Consider the following 18387-nt stretch of genomic DNA (forward strand, 5'->3'; position numbering starts at 1 on the left):
ACATCCCACGTCCAACGTTCGCGGCACAGACGCTACTTGGGCTCTCAGGCACCCCACAAGAAGCGTGCACCGGTCATGTTCACGCCGGATCTCGTCGACGCCGCGGGGGTGGCAGCAACGGAAGTACGGCCGTGGGCTGGGGAGTTGGCTCCGGGACCGCTCCACTCCTGCGGCAGACCAGGGCGTCCGGGTCGTTCGCGGGGGCCTGGAGCGTGTAGCCGTCCGGACAGGTGGGGCCGGGGTCGCCCTTGGGGCCTTCCGGTCCGGGATCTCCCTTGTCTCCCTTATCGCCCTTGTCTCCGTTCGCGCCCGACAGGCCGGCGGCCCCCGGTTGGCCCTGGTAGCCCTGTTCGCCCTGTTCGCCCTGGGGGCCGGGCGGCCCCGCCGGGCCCGGGGAGCCATCCGTACCCGGCACTCCCGAAGCGCCGGGCGAGCCGGACGGTCCAGGGGGACCGGGCTCGCCCCGCGGCCCGCGCTCCCCGGCGGCACCCGCTTTCCCGCCCGCGCCGCGATCGCCCTTGGCGCCCGGAGCTCCGGGCGATCCGGCGGGCACGCGCACCCGGTCGACCAGGTGGTCCACGGCCTCGGAGGGGTCCGGAGCCGCCGGGGTGCCACCGCCGGCCTCCACCTGGGCGCGCAGCGCGCGCACATCGTCCGCCAGCGTGGACAGCGCCTTGCCGCGCCGGTCCGCCTCCGAGCGCAGTTCCTCGGCCCTGCGGTCCCCGGCGTCGATGCGCGCCCACAGGATCACCGCGACGCCGGAGAGCGCGATGAGCACACAGACGAGGAAAATGCTGCGCCAGCGCAGGGCGAGCAGCCGCTGGAATCCGTTCACGGCGCACCTCCTAGGCGGTGGATGTCGAGGCGCAGCCGGGCGATCTCCGACTGGTCCGCCGCGCGCAGCGAGGACAACTCGGTGATGCGCGAGTCGCGTTCGGCGACCTGGCGTTCAAGGCGGTCGCGCTCGGACTGCAGCTTGTCGGTGAGACTGGAGTAACCGTTCAGGGCGTTCTCGCCCCGCTTCCCCAAGTACGCCACGACGGCCGCGCCCAGCACGCCCGCGCAGGCCAATAACGAGCCGAGCAGGGTGGTGCCGGCATCCAAGTAACTGCCTCCTACCTGGACGACGGGCCGCGCGGACGTGGCCCGTTGGAAGTCGCCAGGAGTAACGAGCCCGGGCGCGCGGGGATGTGCGTACGGCGTCCGGTACCCCGGAAGGGTGGTGACGGAGTGTCATGGACGCAGGCGGGCGGACATGGAGGCTGTGCCGCCTTGCCGCTGATCGGTCGCGGGGGCAGTGACGCACTGTGATCCGTCAGGGATCCAGTACCGCTGGGCCGTCGACCGGTCAGGGATCCAGTACCGCTGGGCCGTCGGACGGTCAGGGTCGCAGTATCACCTTGCCGAGGTTGCCCCGTGACTCGATCACCTCGTGCGCCTTCGCGGAGTCCTCGAGCGCGAACTCCCCGTGTACGGCGGGCTTCAGCGCGCCGTCCGTGAACAGCCGCCACAGTTCCTGCCGCCACCGCTCGTACAACTCCGGTTCCCCGCGGGCGATCCGTGCCATCTGGAAGCCGATCACCGACTTGGCGCCCGCCAGCAGGTCGTACGCCTGGACGCTCCCGCCGCCCGAGCTGTACGCGACGAGCCGCCCGCCCGGGGCGAGCGCGGCGACTGCCGGAGTGAGCAGGTCGCCGCCGACCGCGTCGAGGACGTAGTCGACAGGGGTTCCCCAGTTGTCGGCGCCGTACGTGATCACCTCGTCGGCGCCGAGCCCGCGTACGAACTCCGCCTTGCCGGGCGCGGACACCGCGCCGACGACACGCGACGCGCCCCGCAGCCCGGCGAGTTGGACGGCGAGATGGCCGACACCGCCGGCCGCCCCCGTGACGAGCGCCGACTCGCCGGGTGCGGGGCGCGCCGCTGTCAGGGCGCCGAGCGCGACCAGACCACTGCGGACGAGGGCTACGGCGTCGGCGGCACTCGCACTCTCCGGGACGGGTGAGGCCATGGCTTCGTGCAGGAGCGCGTAGTCGGCGTACGCGTGCCCGAAGCAGAGCCCGGTCACGCGGTCGCCCGTCCGGAAACGGGTGGGGCCTTCGCCGACGGCGACGACCTCCCCGGCAATCTCACCGCCGAGCGGGATCGGCTCGGCCGCCTCGGTCACCTTGCGTACGACGGGCAGGGTCACACCGATCGCCTCGCCGCGGACGAGCAGCTCGCCGCGTCCGGCGGTGGGTACGGGGACGTCTTCCAGGAACAGGGGGCCGCCAGTGTGCTCGTACCGGACGCGACGCATCGCACCTCCGCGATCGAAAGTCGTTGGGAGCCCCAACGGTATCCGGCGATTCGTTGGGATGTCCAACGGTTATCCGCTACCCTGGCGGCATGTCCGCCCCGCTGCCCGCGATCCGCGCCCTCCCCAGCTGGCTCCTCGGCCGGGCCGCCGCCCGTGGCCGCGCTCTCGTCGCCGAGGCCCTGGCCGCCGAGGGCATGAAGATGTGGCACCACGTGGTGCTCTCCGCCGTCTCCGACCTCGGTCCGGTCGCCCAGGCCGAGCTCGGTCGCAGCATCCAGCTCGACCCCAAGGACCTGGTCGGCATCCTCAACGACCTGCAGTCCGCCGCTCTGGTCGTCCGTGAACCGGACCCCAAGGACCGCCGCAAGAACGCCGTGTCCCTCACCGAGGAGGGCGCCCGTCTACTGGACCGCTGCGAAACGGCCGCCCGCGAGGCGAACGACACCCTGATGGCGCCACTCTCGGCGGCCGAACGGGAGCAGTTCATGGGCCTGTTGACGCGGATTTCCGGTACGGAGCCGCCGCGGAGTTGAGGCGTCGCGGAGTCGAGGCGTCGCGGGGCTGCTCCGACGGGAGCTGAGCGACGGGAGGGCTGAGGCGGGGCCCCTCCGGCGCAGGGGGCGCTCCCCGCCGTTCGGGGCCCCGCCGCCGTGTCGCGGGGAGCCGGTCAGCCCTGGGTGGCCGCGGCCCGCAGGGCGATGCGGTGCTCACCCGCGTACACGTTCATGGAGGAGCCGCGCAGGAAGCCGACCAGGGTCAGGCCCGTCTCCGCGGCCAGGTCGACCGCCAGGGACGACGGGGCGGAGACCGCCGCGAGCACCGGGATGCCCGCCATCACCGCTTTCTGCGCCAGCTCGAAGGAGGCCCGCCCCGAGACCAGCAGGACCGTCCGGGAGAGCGGGAGCGTGCCGTTCTGCAGGGCGCGGCCGACCAGCTTGTCGACCGCGTTGTGCCGGCCCACGTCCTCCCGTATGTCGACCAGCTCGCCCTCCTCCGTGAACAGCGCCGCCGCGTGCAGGCCCCCGGTCCGGTCGAAGACCCGCTGGGCCGCCCGCAGCCGGTCGGGGAGGCTCGCGAGCAGCTCGGGCTCCAGCCGCACCGGGGGAGTGGTGTCGCCCGCCGTGTCGTCGATCGCCCAGCGGGCCGTCGTACGGACCGCGTCCAGGCTCGCCTTGCCGCACAGACCGCAGGACGACGACGTGTAGACGTTGCGCTCGAGCGTGATGTCGGGGATGACGACGCCGGGCGACGTCCGTACGTCGACGACGTTGTACGTGTTGGAGCCGTCCACGGTCGCGCCCGCGCAGTACACGATGTTCTGCAGTTCGTCGGCCCTGCCCAGCACGCCCTCGCTGACCAGGAAGCCCGCCGCCAGCGCGAAGTCGTCGCCCGGGGTGCGCATCGTGATCGCGAGGGGTTTGCCGTTGAGGCGGATCTCCAGTGGTTCCTCGGCGACGAGCGTGTCCGGGCGGGTGCTCACGGCCCCGTCCCGGATACGGATCACCTTGCGTCGTTCCGTGACTCGTCCCATGTCCTGATCAGTCCCGGTTCTGTACGTGCTGGTGGCCGAAGCGGCCCTTGATGCAGAGGTTGCCGTGGGTCACCGGGTTGTCGTGCGGTGAGGTGACCTTGACGATCTCATTGTCCTGCATATGCGGGGTGAGGTAGGAGCCCACTCCGCGGTCCCGGGCCTCCCGGCCACCGCGAACCCGCCTGAAGTCGGCGTCCGAGCGGTCGCCGGCGCCCTCCCACACCGACGCCGGAGGACCGAGCGGCGGGTCGACCGCCGCCCGCTCCTCGTCCGTCGGCCTGCTGTCACCGAAGTGCGGGTCCATGTCCGGCCTCAGCTCCGCACGGCCGCGACCGGCAGCTTCTCGATCCGGATGGCCGACGCCTTGAACTCCGCCGTCCCCGCGATCGGGCAGGTCGCTTCGACCCTCAGCTGGTTGGTGTCCACCTCGTCCGGAAAGTGCATGGTCGTGAACGCCAGCCCGGGCCGCAGCGCCGTGTCCACCCACACCGGCGCCACCATCGAGCCGCGCCGTGAGGAGACCTGGACCTCCTCACCGACCACCACGCCGTAGTGCTCCGCGTCCTCCGGGCACAGCTCAATGTACTCACCGCGCCGCAGCGGCGACGGGAAACTGCCGCTCCGCACACCGGTGTTGTACGAGTCGAGGCGGCGCCCCGCGGTGAGCCGGATGGGGTACCGCTCGTCCGTCAGGTCGACGGGCGGGTCGTGCCGGACCAGTCCGAAGGGCGCGCGCGGGCCCCACTCCACCGGCGACACCGACCGCAGCTCGTTCCGGACGGCCTCGGCGTCCGCGTACTTCCGGTCGTGACCGAGGCGCGTGGCGAGATCGCAGATGATGTCGATGTCGTCGCGGACCTCGCCCGGCGGGGTGACCGCCGCGCGGACCCCTTGCACTCGACGCTCGCTGTCGGTGGTTGTGCGGTCGGTCTCAGGCCATCCGGCAAAGGCGGGCAGTACGACGTCCGCCAACTCCGCCGTCTCCGTCAGGAAGATGTCCTGCACGACGAGGAAGTCGAGCGCGCTCATCCGCCGCGTCGCCCGCTCGCTGTCGGCCTCCGACTGCGCCGGGTTCTCCCCGACGCAGTAGACGGCCTTGAGCGTCCCCTCCTCCATGGCCTCGAACATCTCCGTCGGGTTCAGCCCGTAGTGCGCGTTGTTCTGCCCGCGCAGGGGGTGGAGCCCGGAGCCGTAGCGGCCCACGCGCCCGGTCAGCAGGGACAGATTGATCAGTGCGCGTACGCTGTCCGCGCTGGTGCCGTGCTTCGTGGTGCCCGGCGTCCAGCACAGTCGGGCGCGCTCGGCGCGGGCGTACGCATGCGCCAACTCCCGTATGGCGGAGGCCGGTACGCCCGTCACCTTCTCGGCGAGCGACAGGGTCCAGGGGTCGACGAGCTGCCGGTACTCCTCGAAGCCGGTCGTCTCCCGTTCGATGAAGGCATGATCGGCGAGGCCCGCCCGGATGATCTCCCGGCCGATCGCGTGGGCCATCGGGATGTCGGTGCCGACGTTCAGCCCGAGCGGGCGCTCCGCCCACTCGGCCGTCGACGCACGGCGCGGGCCGACGGCCTGCTCGGCCTCCTCGTGCGACGAGATGCGGGAGAACATCCCGAAGGCGCCGCGCGCCCGGCTCAGCCCCTGGGCGACGCGGGTCAGCGCCTCGTCCCAGTCGGCCTGCCGGAAGGGTTCCTCGCGCGAGTCCCGGACCAGTGGATGGGTGAGCCGGGCGTACGTCTTCGGGCGGCGTTCGCTCATGCCGCGGTCCGCAGCGCGAGCAGATCCGAGATGGCGTGGACGGTACGGAGCGTCGGCACCGGAACCTCGGTGATCTCCGCCAGTTCCACGACGGCCGCGAGCAGCACGTCGAGTTCGAGCGGTTTGCCGCGCTCCAGGTCCTGGAGCGTCGAGGTGCGGTGGTCGCCGACGCGTTCGGCGCCGGCCAGGCGCCGTTCGATGGAGACGCCGACCTTGCAGCCGAGGCCCTCGGCGACCGCGAGCGTCTCGGTCATCATGATCTCGATGACCTTGCGCGTGCCGCCGTGCAGGCACATCTGCCGCATCGTCGCGCGGGCCAGTGCGCTGATGGGGTTGAAGGAGATGTTGCCGAGCAGCTTGAGCCAGATGTCGTTGCGCAGATCCTGCTCGACCGGACACTTGAGTCCGCCCGCCTGCATGGCCTCGCTGAACACCTGACAGCGCGCCGAGAGGGAGCGGTCGGGCTCGCCGATGGAGAACCGGGTGCCTTCGAGATGGCGTACGACTCCCGGTCCTTCCAGCTCGGTCGCGGCATAGACCACGCATCCGATGGCCCGTTCGGGCGCGAGCACCGCACTGACCGCGCCGCCCGGGTCCACGCTCTCGATGCGGTGGCCGTCGTGCGGGCCGCCGTGCTGGTGGAAGTACCACCAGGGGATGCCGTTCTGGGCGGCGATCACCGCCGTGGTGTCGTGCAGCAATGGCTCGATCAGCGGCCCGCACGCCGCGTACGAGTTGGCCTTCAGGCCCAGGAAGACGTAGTCGACCGGACCGATCTCGGCCGGGTCGTCGGTGGCGTGGGCCCGCGCGGTGAAGTCTCCGCGCGGACTGAGGACTCTGACTCCGTGCTGCCTCATGGCCGCCAGATGCGGTCCACGGGCGACGAGGTGCACATCGGCGCCTGCGCGGTGCAGCGCGGCGCCGACGTAGGCGCCGATCGCACCGGCACCGAGAACTGCGACTTTCACTGTGTGGCGCTCCGTTCGGTCGAGGGTACCGAGGAACTGCCGAACTGTGTCGACGAAATATTGTCTACAGGATGGAGCTGGCGGCAGCAAGGGTTGGGGCGGGGCTGGGCGGCACCCGGGCGGCCTTTCGTGGCCATTCGAACGGCCTTTCGTGCGGCCTTCACGCGACCGTTCGCCCCGCCCCGCCGACCGTTCGTCGCGCCAGGAGTACCGCTCATCGCATACGGTCGACCAGTTTCCGTCGCGCGGCTTCCCCCTCGGGCAACCGCTTCCTATCGTTCGGGATCATGAGCCCCCCTGTCGCACCGCCCGGCTGGAGCCGCTGGCTCGTCCCGCCGGCCGCTCTGTCGGTCCACCTCTCCATCGGCCAGGCCTATGCCTGGAGCGTGTTCAAGCCGCCGCTGGAATCCGCGCTCGACCTCAGCGGCACCCAGAGCGCGCTGCCCTTCCAGCTCGGCATCGTCATGCTCGGTCTGTCGGCCGCGTTCGGCGGCACGCTCGTCGAGCGCAACGGGCCGCGCTGGGCGATGACCGTCGCCCTCGTCTGTTTCTCCTCCGGCTTCCTGATCGCCTCGCTGGGCGCCGCCACCGAGCAGTACTGGCTGATCGTGTTCGGCTACGGCTTCGTCGGCGGGATCGGCCTCGGCATCGGCTACATCTCACCCGTCTCGACCTTGATCAAGTGGTTCCCGGACAGGCCCGGCATGGCCACCGGCATCGCGATCATGGGCTTCGGCGGCGGCGCGCTGATCGCCTCGCCCTGGTCCACGCAGATGCTCAAGTCGTTCGGCGCCGACTCCTCCGGGATCGCGCTCGCCTTCCTCGTGCACGGGCTGACGTACGCCGTCTTCATGTCGCTCGGCGTGCTGCTGGTGCGGGTGCCGCGCGGCGAGAAGCCGGTCGCGTCCGCACCGAGCGCGCTCGACGGGGTGCAGGTCTCCGCCCGGAACGCCGTACGCACCCCGCAGTTCTGGTGCCTGTGGATCGTGCTCTGCATGAACGTGACCGCGGGCATCGGCATCCTGGAGAAAGCCGCGCCGATGATCACGGACTTCTTCGCGGACACCTCCACGCAGGTCTCGGTCTCCGCGGCCGCCGGATTCGTCGCGCTGCTGTCGGCGGCCAACATGGCGGGCCGTATCGGCTGGTCGTCGACGTCCGACCTGATCGGCCGCAAGAACATCTACCGGGTCTACCTCGGGGTGGGCGCGCTGATGTACGCGCTCATCGCCTGGTTCGGGGACTCCTCGAAGCCGCTGTTCATCATCTGCGCGCTGGTGATCCTCTCCTTCTACGGCGGCGGCTTCGCGACGATCCCCGCCTACCTGAAGGACCTCTTCGGCGCCTACCAGGTCGGCGCGATCCACGGCCGGCTGCTCACCGCCTGGTCCACGGCGGGCGTCCTCGGCCCGCTGATCGTCAACTGGATCGCGGACCACCAGGAGGAGGCGGGCAAGCACGGCTCGTCCCTCTACGGTCTCTCGTTCCTGATCATGATCGGCCTGCTCGCGGTCGGCTTCGTCGCCAATGAGCTGGTACGACCCGTCCATGTCCGGCACCACATTCCCGCACCGAGGGAGGCCGTCGATGTCCAGCGAGAGCAGTCCGCCCCGTAGGCGGGGACTGATCACCTTCGCCTGGCTGTGGGTGGCCGCGCCCCTGTGCTACGGCCTGTACGAGCTCGTACTGAAGGCCAAGCAGTTGTTCACGGGGTGACGCCCGGGCGCGTGCGGACGGTGTTCGGGCGTCCGAGGGTCTGAGGGAAGCCGACAAGCCTGGCGCTTCAATCCTGTGGCATCACCTGCCGTCGTACCCGTGAGTCACTGATCAGACTGGTGGATCCCGCTACCCAAGGCACCGAGGGGGACCACTCATGAACGGCTCACGGATCGCCGCCGTCGGCCACTACCAGCCCGCCAAGGTACTCACCAACGAGGACCTGGCGGGCCTGGTCGACACCAGCGACGAGTGGATCAGGAGCCGGGTGGGCATCCGCACGCGCCACATCGCCGGGCCCGACGAGCCGGTCGACGAGCTGGCCGCGCACGCGGCCGCCAAGGCGCTCGCGGCGGCGGGCCTCACCCCGAACGACATCGACCTGGTCCTGGTCGCCACCTCCACGGCCATCGACCGCTCCCCGAACATGGCCGCCCGGGTCGCCGCCCGCCTCGGCATCCCGTCACCGGCCGCCATGGACGTCAATGTCGTCTGCGCGGGCTTCACGCACGCCCTCGCGACCGCCGACCACGCCGTGCGCGCCGGCGCCGCGACCCGCGCGCTGGTCATCGGCGCCGACAAGATGTCCGAGGTGACGGACTGGAGCGACCGTACGACCTGTGTCCTCGTCGGGGACGGGGCGGGAGCCGCCGTGGTCGAGGCCAGCCCGGCGGGCGAGGAGCCCGGCATCGGGCCCGTGCTGTGGGGCTCGGTGCCCGAGATGGGGCACGCGGTGCGCATCGAGGGCACGCCCCCGCGGTTCGCGCAGGAGGGGCAGAGCGTCTACCGCTGGGCGACGACCCAGCTGCCGCCGATCGCGCGGAAGGCGTGCGAGCGCGCGGGCCTCGCGCCCGAGGACCTCGCCGCCGTCGTGCTGCACCAGGCGAACCTGCGCATCATCGAGCCCCTCGCCGTGAAGATCGGCGCGGTCAACGCCGTCGTCGCGCGGGACGTCACCGACTCCGGGAACACGTCCGCCGCGAGCATCCCGCTCGCGTTCTCCAAGCTCGTGGAGCGCGGGGAGATCTCCACCGGCGACCCTGTCCTGCTCTTCGGTTTCGGCGGGAATCTGTCGTACGCGGGACAGGTCGTCCGCTGTCCGTGAGCTGATCGTCAGTCCCTTCGCACGCTCTTCGTACGGCCGTCGTACGGCCTTCGTACGCCCCGGTGTGACGAGCCCAACTCCTGTGCCTTCTGGCGTTTGTGCGCCGTAGACTGTAGGCGAAAGACAATTCATAATTGGCTTTCATCTTGCAGCGACGGCGCTGCCCAGGAGGGACCGTCATGTTGTCGACGACAGGACTGCCGCAGGGTGCGGTGCCCAAGCTCGAACGGCCCGGCCCGCTGCGCGACCGCGTCTACGAGGCGCTGCTCGAACTCATCACCACCCGCGCCCTCCAGCCGGGCCAGCACCTCGTCGAGAGCGAACTCGCCGGGCACCTCGGGGTGTCCCGGCAGCCCGTGCGCGAAGCGCTGCAGCGCCTCAGCACCGAGGGCTGGGTCGATCTGCGGCCCGCTCAGGGCGCGTTCGTGCACGAACCGACCGAGGAGGAGGCGGACCAGCTCCTCACGGTCCGTACGCTCCTGGAGGCCGAGGCCGCCCGGCTCGCCGCGGCCAACGCGGGCACCGCGGCCATCACCGCGCTCGAGGAGCTGTGCGCGGAGGGCGAGCGTGCGGTCGCCGACGACGACGTGGACGGCGCGGTCGCGATGAACGCCCGGCTCCACGCGAAGGTCATGGAGCTGGCGGGCAACACGGTCCTCGCCGAGCTGGCCGCGCAGGTCGACCGGCGTGTCCGCTGGTACTACACCCCGGTCGCCCGACAGCGCGGCCGCCAGTCCTGGATCGAGCACCGTGAGCTGATCGCGGCGATCGCGGACCGTGACGAGCAGCGCGCCACAGCCGTCATGCGCGCCCACACGGAACACACGCGCAAGATGTACCACGAGCGCGAGAAGTAGCCGGGGTGCCCGGCTCGACCACGAGCGCGATAAGGGCCGGGTTGCCCGGCTCGACCACGAGCGCGATAAGGAGCTGGGTTGTCCGGCTCGCTCACGATCGCCAGAGGTAGCCGGTGGCCACGCTCGCTCATGAGCGCCAGAAGTAGTCGGTGGCCACGCTCGCTCACGAGCGCCAGAAGCAATCAGCCCACGGCCGCCTGGGACTCGGTCGCGGGCCGGCACGGTGACCACCGTGCCTCCGCCCCCAGCATCGCCACCAACACCCCCACCAACGCGAGGAGTTCGACGACCGCCGACAGGCGGATGCCGAGCAGCGCGGTGGCCAGCGCGACCGGCACCGCGATCGCGCGGTAGGCCAGCGGCAAGAGCCGCAGCACCGCGCGGAACGCCACGTCCCCGGCGAGGAAGAGCGTGACTCCGCCCGCGAGCGCGAGGGCCGGGCCGGTGTGCAGATGCTCGGTGAGATGTCCGAGCGTCTTCTTCACACCCGCCGCGAGATAGGCGATGCCGAGCAGCATGGGCAGGAAGGCGTAGTAGTACGCGTTCATCGCCAGGCGCCAGCGCCGGTCCGGCGAGGTCGCCGAGAACGCGACCTCCGCGCCGTGCTCGTCGCGCACGAAGTACGTCCACCACAGCGCGGCGGCCAGCGCGAGAGCGAGGAAGGCCCCGCCGAACAGGTCTGCCGTCAGCGGCAGATCGCCGACGCCGATGCCGATAGCGATGACGGACTCGCCAAACGCGACGATCAGCAGCAGCCCGTGCCGCTCCACGAAGTGGGCCGGATCGAGAGCGCCCAACTGGGTACGCAGAGAGGCGGCGTCGCGCCCCTCCCGGCGCCGCGGACCGTGCTCGGCCAGGAACGGCGTGACGAACTGCAGCACCAGCGCGAGCAGCCACAGCCCGTCGGCGGCGAGCCCGTCGAACAGCCCCGCCGCCGTGACCGACAGCGCGGCCAGGGAGTTCGGCACCGCGTACCAGATGACATCGCGGCCGTGGCTGCGGGTGTAGAGCGCGCTGTGCACGAGGACGACGGCCAGGAAGCCGAGACCGAAGACGACTCCGCCGTCGTCGAAGGCGCGCGGGATGGCCAGGGCGCACACCAGGAACGCACCCATGCCCAGCATCAGCAGGATCCGCCGCGAGGGCCGGTCGGGCGGCACCTGGTTGGTGAGGTACGCGTACGCGCCGTACATCCAGAACAGCACCACGAAGATCAGCGCGACCCGCGCCGCCGTCGCGAACGACAGGTCGGCGGCGAGCAGCACGGTGAGCTGGGTGAGGGTGAAGACGAAGACCAGGTCGAAGAAGAGCTCCAGGGTGCTGACCCTGCGCCCCGCCTCGTCCACTGCCGCGCGCCGCGCCTCGTCCGCTTCTGCGCGCGCTGCTTCGGCTACTTCCGTGCGCGCTGCCTCGCTCACTTTCGTACGCGCTGCCTCGCCCACTTCCGTGCGTCGTGCTTCGTCCACGTCCGCGCGTGCTGCCTCGTCCACTGCCGCGCGCCGCGCCTCGACTGCTTCCGTACGCGCTGCCTCGTCCACGTCCGCGCGCCCCGCCTTGCCCAGTGCCGTGAACGCCGCCTCGTTCCCCGTCGTGCTCATGCGCTCCCCCCGAAACCGTTCGATGCGCAGATCGTATGCGGGCGTCCTCCCTTCGTGTGTGGCCTTCCGTACCGGCTCCAGGCGGGCCTTTGTCCTGTCAGTGGAGAAAGCTGACGGCAATTCGTGCGCTACTTCTTCCCACTCCCGGCAGCCACTGCTACGTTCCCCTCGAAAGCGAGACGGCGGCGAGTTGGCCGGAACGCGACGGACGCAGGCCGATTGAGGCGGGGAGGGGCTCGTGAGACGTATGACGGCACGACCCGGGAACGCGCACCAGGCCCGCCTGTTGCGCCTGTTGCGCGACGGTGGCCCCAACTCCCGTGCCCAGCTGGGCGATCAGATCGACCTGTCGCGGTCGAAACTGGCCGTCGAGGTGGAACGGCTCCTGGAGACCGGGCTCGTGGTGGCCGACGGACTCGCCGCCTCCCGTGGCGGCCGCCGCTCCCACAACATCCGGCTCGCCCCCGCGCTGCGCTTCCTGGGCGTCGACATCGGCGCCACCTCGATCGACGTGGCCGTCACCAACGCGGAGCTGGAAGTCCTGGGGCACATCAACCAGCCCATGGACGTACGCGAGGGCCCGGTCGCCGTCTTCGAGCAAGTCCTGTCCATGGCCGCCAAGTTGAGGGCCTCGGGGCTCGCGGAGGGGTTCGACGGCGCCGGGATCGGCGTCCCCGGGCCCGTCCGTTTCCCCGAGGGCGTCCCGGTCGCCCCACCGATCATGCCCGGCTGGGACGGCTTCCCGGTCCGTGAGGCGCTCAGCCAGGAACTCGGCTGCCCGGTCATGGTCGACAACGACGTGAACCTGATGGCCATGGGGGAGCAGCACGCGGGCGTCGCACGCTCCGTGGGCGACTTCCTCTGCGTCAAGATCGGCACGGGCATCGGCTGCGGCATCGTCGTCGGCGGTGAGGTCTACCGCGGTACGACGGGCAGCGCGGGCGACATCGGGCACATCCAGGCCGTGCCCGACGGACGTCCGTGCGCCTGCGGCAACCGGGGGTGCCTGGAGGCCCACTTCAGCGGCGCCGCGCTGGCCCGTGACGCCACGGAGGCGGCCCAGCAGGGCCTTTCGGCGGAACTCGTGACGCGTCTGGAGGCCAACGGCAGCCTGAGCGCCGTCGACGTCGCCGCCGCGGCCGCCGCGGGCGACGCCACCGCACTCGATCTGATCCGCGAGGGCGGCAATCGCACCGGCCAGGTCATCGCCGGACTCGTCTCCTTCTTCAATCCCGGCCTGGTGGTGATCGGCGGTGGGGTGACGGGTCTCGGCCACACCCTGCTCGCCGCGATCCGCACCCAGGTCTACCGCCAGTCGCTCCCCCTGGCGACGGGCAACCTTCCCATCGTGCTCGGGGAGTTGGGCCCGACCGCCGGCGTGATCGGCGCGTCCCGGCTGATCAGCGACCACCTGTTCTCACCCGCGTAACCACCTCTTCCGTAGCTCACACCTGTACAGCGCCCTGCTCTGCCACGCCCTGAAATCGCTTGTCCTGTAAGCGCCCTGCCCTGAAACCGGCCCGCACGCCCGCCGAGGGGAACCGTCATGGCACCAGAACCACCGCTGCTCACCATGTCCGGAATCACCAAGTCGTTCCCCGGAGTCCGGGCCCTCGACGGCGTCGACCTCGACGTCCAGGCCGGCGAAGTGCACTGCCTGCTCGGCCAGAACGGCGCCGGAAAGTCCACGCTCATCAAGGTCCTGGCCGGCGCCCATCAGCCCGACGACGGCACCATCAACTGGCGCGGCGCACAGGTCACCCTCAGGTCGCCGATCGCCGCCATGCGCCTCGGCATCGCCACCATCTACCAGGAACTCGACCTGGTGGAGGGCCTGTCGGTGGCCGAGAACGTCCACCTAGGGCATGAACCCACGGCCGCCGGCTTCGTCGTACGGGGAAAGGCGGCGAAGGCGTCAACCGCCGCTCTGCTCAAGCGACTTGGGCATCCCGAGATCGACCCGGCGCGGCTCGTCGGTGAGCTGTCGGCGGCCCAGCAGCAGATCGTCTCGATGGCCCGGGCGCTCTCCCACGACGTACGCCTGATCGTGATGGACGAGCCGTCCGCCGCCCTCGACCCCGACGAGGTCGACAACCTCTTCCGCATCGTCGGCGATCTGACCGCGGACGGCGTCGCCGTCGTCTACATCTCGCACCGGCTGGAGGAGATCCGCCGCATCGGCGACCGCGTGACCGTGCTGAAGGACGGGCGCGCCGTGGCGGGCGGGCTGCCCGCGAAGTCCACACCGACGCGCGAGGTCGTGGCGCTGATGACGGGGCGCAATGTCGAGTACGTCTTCCCGGAACGGCCCCGGTCGCGCCCGCCCGGTGAGCCCGTGCTCAAGGTCCAAGGCCTCGCTCGGGAAGGGGAGTTCGCGCCACTCGACCTCGACCTGCGCCCGGGCGAGATCATCGGCCTGGCCGGGCTCGTCGGCTCGGGGCGCTCCGAGATCCTGGAGACGATCTACGGGGCCCGCAAGCCCACGGCGGGTCAGGTCAGCGTGGACGGAAGGACGTTGCGCCCCGGCAGCGTACGCTCCGCCGTCCGCGCCGGACTCGGGCTCGCCCCGGAGGAGCGCAAGGCGCAGGCCCTGCTGATGCTGGAGTCCGTCACCCGCAATGTGTCGGTGTCCTCCATGTCCCGCTTCGCACACGGGGGTTGGATCGACCGGCGTGCCGAGCGCGGCGCGGCGCGGGCGGCGACCCGCGAGCTGTCCCTGCGCCCCGACAACCCGTCGGTCCCGATCCGGACGCTGTCCGGTGGCAATCAGCAGAAGGCCGTCCTGGCGCGCTGGCTGCTGCGCGGCTGCCGCGTACTGCTCCTCGACGAACCCACCCGCGGGGTCGACGTCGGCGCCCGCGCCGAGCTGTACGCGGTCATCCGCCGCCTCGCCGACGAAGGCCTCGCCGTCCTGCTGGTCTCCAGCGAAGTGCCCGAAGTGCTGGGTCTGGCCGACCGCGTCCTGGTGCTCCGCGAGGGGCGCGTCGTCCACACGGCGCCCGCCCGGGAGCTCGACGAACACCGCGTACTCGACCTCGTCATGGAAGGAAGCCCGGCGGCCGGTGACGGAAGCGCCGCGGCTGAAGGAAGCCCGGTGGCCAGTGAAGGGAGCCCGGCGTCGTGACGCAGCCCGTATCTCCGCCCAGGGACGACACCCCCAAGGTGTCCCCGTTCAAGGAGCACGCCCCGTGGCGGACGCTCGCGGCCCGCGCCGACGTCCGCACCCTCTCGCTCCTCGGCGTGCTCGCCGCCCTGATCGTCATCGGCGGCATCACCAAGCCCGACGAGTTCCTCGACACCCGCAACCTCCAACTCGTCCTCACCCAGGCCTCGGTGATCGGTGTCGTCACCGTCGGCATGACCTTCGTCATCACCTCCGGCGGCATCGACCTGTCGGTCGGCGCGATCGTCGCGCTCTCCTCGGTGTGGGCCACGACGGTCGCCACCCAGGAGTACGGCTTCGCGGGCATCCTCTTCACCGCGGTGATCGTCGGCGTGGGCTGCGGTCTGGTCAACGGCCTGCTCATCGCGTACGGCGGAATGGTCCCGTTCATCGCGACGCTCGCCATGCTCGCCTCGGCCCGCGGCCTGGCCCTCCAGATCACCGACGGCAAGACCCAGATCGTCACGGTGGACGGCATATTGAAGCTCGGCGAGCGCGACTCCTATGTGCTCGGCATTCCGCCGCTGGTCCTCGTCTTCGCGGTCGTCACGGTCATCGGCTGGCTGATCCTCAACCGCACCACCTTCGGGCGGCGCACGGTCGCCGTCGGCGGCAACGCGGAGGCGGCCCGGCTCGCCGGCATCGATGTACGACGGCAGCGGCTGTACCTCTATCTGCTCTCCGGACTGTGCTGCGGCATCGCCGCCTTCCTGCTGATCATCCTGTCCGGCTCGGGCCAGAACACCAACGGCAACCTGTACGAACTCGACGCCATCGCGGCCGCGATCATCGGCGGCACCCTGCTCAGCGGGGGCCGCGGCACCATCACCGGCTCGGTGCTCGGCGTGCTGATCTTCACGACGATCACCAACATCTTCGCGCTGAACAACCTCCAGAGCGACGTCCAGCAGATCGCCAAGGGCGCGATCATCGTCGCCGCGGTCCTGGTCCAGCGGCGCACAGCAAGCACGACCTGACACGGGAAGGGTCCACCGCCATGCCAGAACCCACCAGCCTCACGAGTCGCAGAGGACTGCTCTTCGGGACCGCCGCCGTCTCGGCCGGTGCCTTCCTCGTCGGCTGCACCAGCAATGACACCAAGGACGAGAAGCCGGCCGCGAACGATCAGCCGGCCGCCGACGACAAGCCCGGCAAGCACGTCACCATCGGCTTCGCGGGCCCGCAGGCCGACCACGGCTGGCTGAACGCCATCAACGACAACGCCAAGAGCCGGGCCAAGAAGTACTCGGACGTCACCCTGGAGATCACCGAGGGCTCCAACGACACGGCCGCGCAGATCGGCCAGATCGAGACACTGATCAACAAGAAGGTCGACGTCCTGGTCGTGCTGCCCGCCGACGGCAAGGCGCTCACCCAGGTCGGACTGAAGGCGATGCGCGCGGGCATCCCGGTCGTCAACCTCGACCGGATCTTCAACTCCCCGCAGGCGTACCGCTGTTGGATCGGCGGCGACAACTACGGCATGGGCCTCAACGCCGGGCACTACATCGGCGAGAAGCTCAAGGACAAGAAGGACGCCCGCGTCATCGAACTCGCCGGGCTCGACAACCTGGAGCTCACCAAGCAGCGCACCCAGGGCTTCGACGCGGCCCTGAAGAACTACCCGAACATCAAGAAGGTCGCCCGGCAGGCCGCCGAGTTCACCGTCGAGTCCGGCCAGGCCAAGATGGCCCAACTCCTGCAGGCCCAGTCGAAGTTCGACGCCCTGTGGAACCACGACGACGACCAGGGTGTGGGCGCGCTGCGCGCCATCAAGCAGGCCGGGCGCGATGACTTCCTGATGGTCGGCGGCGCCGGCGCCCTCTCCGCCTTCCAGGCCATCGACGCCGACAACAGCGTCCTCAAGGCCACCGTCCTGTACCCGCCGACCATGGCCGCGTCCGCGATCGACCTCGCCCGCGCGCTCGGTCAGGGCAAGGGCGTCGGCGGCCTCGCCGAGTTCGAGATCCCCGCCTCGCTCACCCTCTACTCGGCCGTCGTCGACAAGGACAACGTCAAGCAGTACATGGCCACCGGCTTCAAGTGACGCGCCCTGCCCCCATGGGGCCTGTCCGGCGGATCAGGCCCCCACGAGGCCGGGTCCCACCGGGATCAGGACCCACTGGGGATCAGGCCCCACCCCCCACCGTGCCACGACGACGAGGAGGACATCCGCATGGGACAGCCGCACCAGGGCGACGAGGCCGAGAAGCCGCCATTGGGCGTGGGCATGGTCGGTTACGCCTTCATGGGCGCCGCCCACTCACAGGGCTGGCGTACCGTGGGCCGCGTCTTCGACCTGCCGCGCCGCCCGGTCCTCGCCGCCGTCTGCGGCCGTGACGGACAGGCCGTACGGGCGATGGCGGACCGGCACGGCTGGGCGGCGGCCGAGACCGACTGGCGCGCCCTGATCGCCCGCGACGACGTCGACCTCGTCGACATCTGCACCCCCGGCGACAGCCACGCGGAGATCGCCGTCGCCGCCCTGGCCGCGGGCAAGCACGTACTGTGCGAGAAGCCCCTCGCGAACACGGTGGATGAGGCGGAGGTGATGGCGGCGGCCGCCGAAGCGGCCTTCGCGCGCGGCCAGATGTCCATGGTCGGCTTCAACTACCGTCGGCTGCCCGCCACTTCACTCGCCCGCTCCATGGTGGCCGAGGGCCGCCTGGGCGCCCTGCGGCACGTGCGGGTGACGTACCTTCAGGACTGGCTCGTCGACCCGGAGTTCCCGCTCACCTGGCGGCTGCGCAAGGAGCTGGCCGGGTCGGGAGCGCTCGGCGACCTGGGGGCCCACATCGTCGACCTCGCGCAGTATCTGGCGGGAGAGCAGCTCGTCGGGGTCTCCGCGCTCACCGAGACGTTCGTACGGGAACGGCCGCTGCCGGGTGGGGCGTCCAGCGGCCTGTCCGCGGTGTCGGAAGCGGTGGGCGTCGGCACCGTCACGGTCGACGACGCCGCCCTCTTCACCGCCCGCTTCGCCTCCGGCGCCCTCGCCTCCTTCGAGGCCTCCCGCTTCGCGACCGGGCGCAAGAACTCCCTGCGCATCGAACTCAACGGGGAGCGCGGCTCGTTGGCCTTCGACCTGGAACGCCTCAACGAACTCTCGTACCACGACCACACCGAACCCGGCGCGCACGCGGGCTTCCGCCGCATCCTCGTCACCGAGCCCGACCACCCCTACCTGGAGGCCTGGTGGCCGCCGGGCCACGGCCTCGGCTACGAGCACACCTTCGTGCACCAGGCCCGCGACCTCGTGCACGCCATCGCGGCGGGCCGCCCCCCTGTGCCGTCCTTCGCCGACGGGCTGCAAGTGCAGCGCGTGCTCGCGGCGGTGGAGGAGAGCGCCGAGAAGAACTCCGTCTACACCCCCATAGCGGTCTGAGGAGGCCCCGGGA

17 protein-coding genes and 1 pseudogene are annotated in these 18387 nt (G+C 70.9%); 10 read left to right on the plus strand and 8 right to left on the minus strand.

Annotated elements, in window-relative coordinates; all coding sequences use genetic code 11:
* Nucleotides 1–79: 79 nt before the first annotated feature.
* The 3 genes from ACFY0T_RS07575 to ACFY0T_RS07585 all read right to left on the minus strand — a co-directional run bounded on the left by ACFY0T_RS07575 (nucleotide 80) and on the right by ACFY0T_RS07585 (nucleotide 2299).
* Complete coding sequence (locus tag ACFY0T_RS07575) at nucleotides 80–835, minus strand: collagen-like protein (protein ID WP_388865531.1); 756 nt, start codon at nucleotides 833–835, stop codon at nucleotides 80–82.
* The gene (locus ACFY0T_RS07580; protein ID WP_388865532.1) at nucleotides 832–1104 is read right to left on the minus strand and encodes a hypothetical protein; all 273 of its coding nucleotides are present in this window, start codon (nucleotides 1102–1104) and stop codon (nucleotides 832–834) included. Before ACFY0T_RS07580 ends, ACFY0T_RS07575 begins: the two co-directional genes overlap by 4 nt.
* A 277-nt stretch (nucleotides 1105–1381) precedes the next feature.
* On the minus strand, nucleotides 1382–2299 hold the full coding sequence (locus ACFY0T_RS07585) for a zinc-binding alcohol dehydrogenase family protein (RefSeq protein ID WP_388865534.1): 918 nt from the start codon (nucleotides 2297–2299) through the stop codon (nucleotides 1382–1384).
* A gap of 89 nt (nucleotides 2300–2388) precedes the next feature.
* On the opposite strand from ACFY0T_RS07585, the gene ACFY0T_RS07590 reads away from it, so the two are divergent.
* On the plus strand, nucleotides 2389–2832 hold the full coding sequence (locus ACFY0T_RS07590; protein ID WP_388865536.1) for a MarR family winged helix-turn-helix transcriptional regulator: 444 nt from the start codon (nucleotides 2389–2391) through the stop codon (nucleotides 2830–2832).
* Between the two features lie 134 nt (nucleotides 2833–2966).
* Here the strand turns inward: ACFY0T_RS07590 and fdhD are convergent, their stop codons facing one another.
* From fdhD to ACFY0T_RS07610, 4 genes and pseudogenes are all read right to left on the minus strand, one after another.
* Nucleotides 2967–3830 carry a formate dehydrogenase accessory sulfurtransferase FdhD gene (gene fdhD / locus ACFY0T_RS07595; RefSeq protein ID WP_388865538.1) on the minus strand — a complete coding sequence of 288 codons (864 nt, stop codon included), beginning with the start codon at nucleotides 3828–3830 and terminating at the stop codon, nucleotides 2967–2969.
* Between the two features lie 7 nt (nucleotides 3831–3837).
* Nucleotides 3838–3978 (minus strand): annotated as a pseudogene (locus ACFY0T_RS07600) (Fe-S-binding domain-containing protein); the annotation flags it as partial.
* A 164-nt stretch (nucleotides 3979–4142) separates the two neighbouring features.
* A complete protein-coding gene (locus tag ACFY0T_RS07605; RefSeq protein WP_388865540.1) occupies nucleotides 4143–5585 on the minus strand; it encodes a molybdopterin oxidoreductase family protein in 1443 nt (480 codons plus the stop codon).
* The gene (locus tag ACFY0T_RS07610; RefSeq protein ID WP_388865541.1) at nucleotides 5582–6553 is read right to left on the minus strand and encodes a 2-dehydropantoate 2-reductase; all 972 of its coding nucleotides are present in this window, start codon (nucleotides 6551–6553) and stop codon (nucleotides 5582–5584) included. The genes ACFY0T_RS07605 and ACFY0T_RS07610 overlap by 4 nt, the downstream gene beginning before the upstream one ends.
* A gap of 287 nt (nucleotides 6554–6840) precedes the next feature.
* Here ACFY0T_RS07610 and ACFY0T_RS07615 point away from each other — a divergent pair, with 287 nt between their 5' ends.
* The 4 genes from ACFY0T_RS07615 (at nucleotide 6841) to ACFY0T_RS07630 (ending at nucleotide 10231) form a co-directional block, all read left to right on the plus strand.
* Nucleotides 6841–8169, plus strand: a complete 1329-nt coding sequence (locus ACFY0T_RS07615) for an OFA family MFS transporter (RefSeq protein WP_388865543.1) — start codon at nucleotides 6841–6843, stop codon at nucleotides 8167–8169.
* Nucleotides 8141–8269, plus strand: coding sequence for a hypothetical protein (locus ACFY0T_RS07620; protein ID WP_388865545.1), 129 nt, complete (start codon nucleotides 8141–8143; stop codon nucleotides 8267–8269). The genes ACFY0T_RS07615 and ACFY0T_RS07620 overlap by 29 nt, the downstream gene beginning before the upstream one ends.
* Before the next feature lie 157 nt (nucleotides 8270–8426).
* Nucleotides 8427–9374 (plus strand): beta-ketoacyl-ACP synthase III, encoded by a 948-nt coding sequence (locus ACFY0T_RS07625; protein WP_388865546.1) that lies wholly within the window; start codon nucleotides 8427–8429, stop codon nucleotides 9372–9374.
* Nucleotides 9375–9553: 179 nt separating this feature from the next.
* Nucleotides 9554–10231: a GntR family transcriptional regulator gene (locus tag ACFY0T_RS07630; protein ID WP_388865548.1), complete on the plus strand. Its 678-nt coding sequence runs from the start codon at nucleotides 9554–9556 to the stop codon at nucleotides 10229–10231.
* Nucleotides 10232–10413: 182 nt separating this feature from the next.
* On the opposite strand, the gene ACFY0T_RS07635 is transcribed toward ACFY0T_RS07630, so the two are convergent.
* On the minus strand, nucleotides 10414–11829 hold the full coding sequence (locus ACFY0T_RS07635; protein ID WP_388865550.1) for a low temperature requirement protein A: 1416 nt from the start codon (nucleotides 11827–11829) through the stop codon (nucleotides 10414–10416).
* A gap of 247 nt (nucleotides 11830–12076) precedes the next feature.
* On the opposite strand from ACFY0T_RS07635, the gene ACFY0T_RS07640 reads away from it, so the two are divergent.
* The 5 genes from ACFY0T_RS07640 to ACFY0T_RS07660 all read left to right on the plus strand — a co-directional run bounded on the left by ACFY0T_RS07640 (nucleotide 12077) and on the right by ACFY0T_RS07660 (nucleotide 18374).
* Entirely contained in the window at nucleotides 12077–13258 is a 1182-nt protein-coding gene (locus tag ACFY0T_RS07640) for an ROK family protein (protein ID WP_388865551.1), read from the plus strand.
* 117 nt (nucleotides 13259–13375) lie between these two features.
* Entirely contained in the window at nucleotides 13376–14953 is a 1578-nt protein-coding gene (locus tag ACFY0T_RS07645; protein ID WP_388865552.1) for a sugar ABC transporter ATP-binding protein, read from the plus strand.
* Entirely contained in the window at nucleotides 14950–15969 is a 1020-nt protein-coding gene (locus ACFY0T_RS07650; protein WP_388865554.1) for an ABC transporter permease, read from the plus strand. The genes ACFY0T_RS07645 and ACFY0T_RS07650 overlap by 4 nt, the downstream gene beginning before the upstream one ends.
* 20 nt (nucleotides 15970–15989) lie before the next feature.
* Nucleotides 15990–17039: a substrate-binding domain-containing protein gene (locus ACFY0T_RS07655; protein ID WP_388865556.1), complete on the plus strand. Its 1050-nt coding sequence runs from the start codon at nucleotides 15990–15992 to the stop codon at nucleotides 17037–17039.
* Nucleotides 17040–17168: 129 nt separating this feature from the next.
* A complete protein-coding gene (locus tag ACFY0T_RS07660; RefSeq protein WP_388865558.1) occupies nucleotides 17169–18374 on the plus strand; it encodes a Gfo/Idh/MocA family protein in 1206 nt (401 codons plus the stop codon).
* Nucleotides 18375–18387: the final 13 nt, after the last annotated feature.

The organism is Streptomyces sp. NPDC001530 (assembly GCF_042894545.1).
Classification (GTDB): domain Bacteria; phylum Actinomycetota; class Actinomycetes; order Streptomycetales; family Streptomycetaceae; genus Streptomyces.

Coding starts and splice junctions, on each gene's coding strand:
- ACFY0T_RS07585 (WP_388865534.1), bottom strand. CDS start 2,299: ATGCGTCGCGTCCGGTACGAGCACACTGGCGGCCCCCTGTTCCTGGAA.
- ACFY0T_RS07590 (WP_388865536.1), top strand. CDS start 2,389: ATGTCCGCCCCGCTGCCCGCGATCCGCGCCCTCCCCAGCTGGCTCCTC.
- fdhD (WP_388865538.1), bottom strand. CDS start 3,830: ATGGGACGAGTCACGGAACGACGCAAGGTGATCCGTATCCGGGACGGG.
- ACFY0T_RS07605 (WP_388865540.1), bottom strand. CDS start 5,585: ATGAGCGAACGCCGCCCGAAGACGTACGCCCGGCTCACCCATCCACTG.
- ACFY0T_RS07615 (WP_388865543.1), top strand. CDS start 6,841: ATGAGCCCCCCTGTCGCACCGCCCGGCTGGAGCCGCTGGCTCGTCCCG.
- ACFY0T_RS07620 (WP_388865545.1), top strand. CDS start 8,141: ATGTCCAGCGAGAGCAGTCCGCCCCGTAGGCGGGGACTGATCACCTTC.
- ACFY0T_RS07625 (WP_388865546.1), top strand. CDS start 8,427: ATGAACGGCTCACGGATCGCCGCCGTCGGCCACTACCAGCCCGCCAAG.
- ACFY0T_RS07630 (WP_388865548.1), top strand. CDS start 9,554: ATGTTGTCGACGACAGGACTGCCGCAGGGTGCGGTGCCCAAGCTCGAA.
- ACFY0T_RS07635 (WP_388865550.1), bottom strand. CDS start 11,829: ATGAGCACGACGGGGAACGAGGCGGCGTTCACGGCACTGGGCAAGGCG.
- ACFY0T_RS07640 (WP_388865551.1), top strand. CDS start 12,077: ATGACGGCACGACCCGGGAACGCGCACCAGGCCCGCCTGTTGCGCCTG.
- ACFY0T_RS07645 (WP_388865552.1), top strand. CDS start 13,376: ATGGCACCAGAACCACCGCTGCTCACCATGTCCGGAATCACCAAGTCG.
- ACFY0T_RS07655 (WP_388865556.1), top strand. CDS start 15,990: ATGCCAGAACCCACCAGCCTCACGAGTCGCAGAGGACTGCTCTTCGGG.
- ACFY0T_RS07660 (WP_388865558.1), top strand. CDS start 17,169: ATGGGACAGCCGCACCAGGGCGACGAGGCCGAGAAGCCGCCATTGGGC.